At 66.0% G+C, this 861-nt stretch carries 1 protein-coding gene; it reads left to right on the plus strand.

Features of this window, described 5'->3' with window-relative positions:
• Positions 1-48 precede the first annotated feature (48 nt).
• A protein-coding gene (locus tag ABD329_RS47855; protein WP_198282512.1) for an IS5 family transposase occupies positions 49-848 on the plus strand; the annotation gives its coding sequence in 2 pieces (ribosomal slippage) (positions 49-397 and positions 397-848; 801 coding nt in all).
• Positions 849-861: the final 13 nt, after the last annotated feature.

Genomic DNA, 861 nt, shown 5'->3' on the forward strand with positions numbered 1-861 from the left:
CTAACAGGCCATCTCATTTGGCGTGTTCGATAACCTGCCGGGGTGGGGATTGTCGAGCGGCTGGTGCCGGATGAGTTGTGGGAGTTGTTCCAGCGGGTGGTGCCGGAGGCCCCGATCCGCCCTCAAGGTGGTGGCCGGCGTCGGCATGGTGACCGGGAAGTGCTGGCTGCGATCGTGTTCGTGGCCACGTCGGGCTGCACGTGGCAGCAGCTGCCGTCTGCGTCGTTTGGGCCTTCGGGAGCCACGGCTCACCGGCGCTTCGCCGAGTGGTCGAACGCGAGGGTGTGGGCGAAACTCCACCGCCTGGTCCTCGATGAACTCGGGTCCCGCGGCGAGCTGGACTGGTCCCGCTGCGCCATCGACTCGGTGAACATGCGAGCCCTGAAAAGGGGGAGCTGACAGGTCCGAATCCTGTCGACCGGGGCAAGTACGGTTCGAAGATCCACTTGGTCACCGACCGGACCGGTCTGCCCCTGTCCGTCGGGATCTCCGGGGCGAACCTGCACGACAGCCAGGCTCTCATCCCGCTGGTGAAGGGCATCCCGCCGATCCGGTCCCGACGCGGCCGACGACGACGCAGGCCGGGCAAGCTCCACGGCGACAAGGGCTACGACTACAACCACCTGCGGCGATGGTTACGAGCCCGCGGCATCACACCCCGGATCGCCCGCAAGGGTGCAGACTCCAGTCAACGACTGGGCCGGCATCGCTGGACCATCGAACGCACCATGGCTTGGCTCGCCGGCTGTCGGCGCCTGCACCGGCGCTACGAACGCAAAGCCAGCCACTTCCTCGCCTTCACCAGCATCGCCTGCACTCTCATCTGCTACCGCAGACTCACCAAATGAGATGACTTGTAAG

Origin of the sequence: Streptomyces javensis, assembly GCF_039525925.1 — a bacterium.
Taxonomy (GTDB): Bacteria; Actinomycetota; Actinomycetes; order Streptomycetales; family Streptomycetaceae; genus Streptomyces; species Streptomyces asiaticus.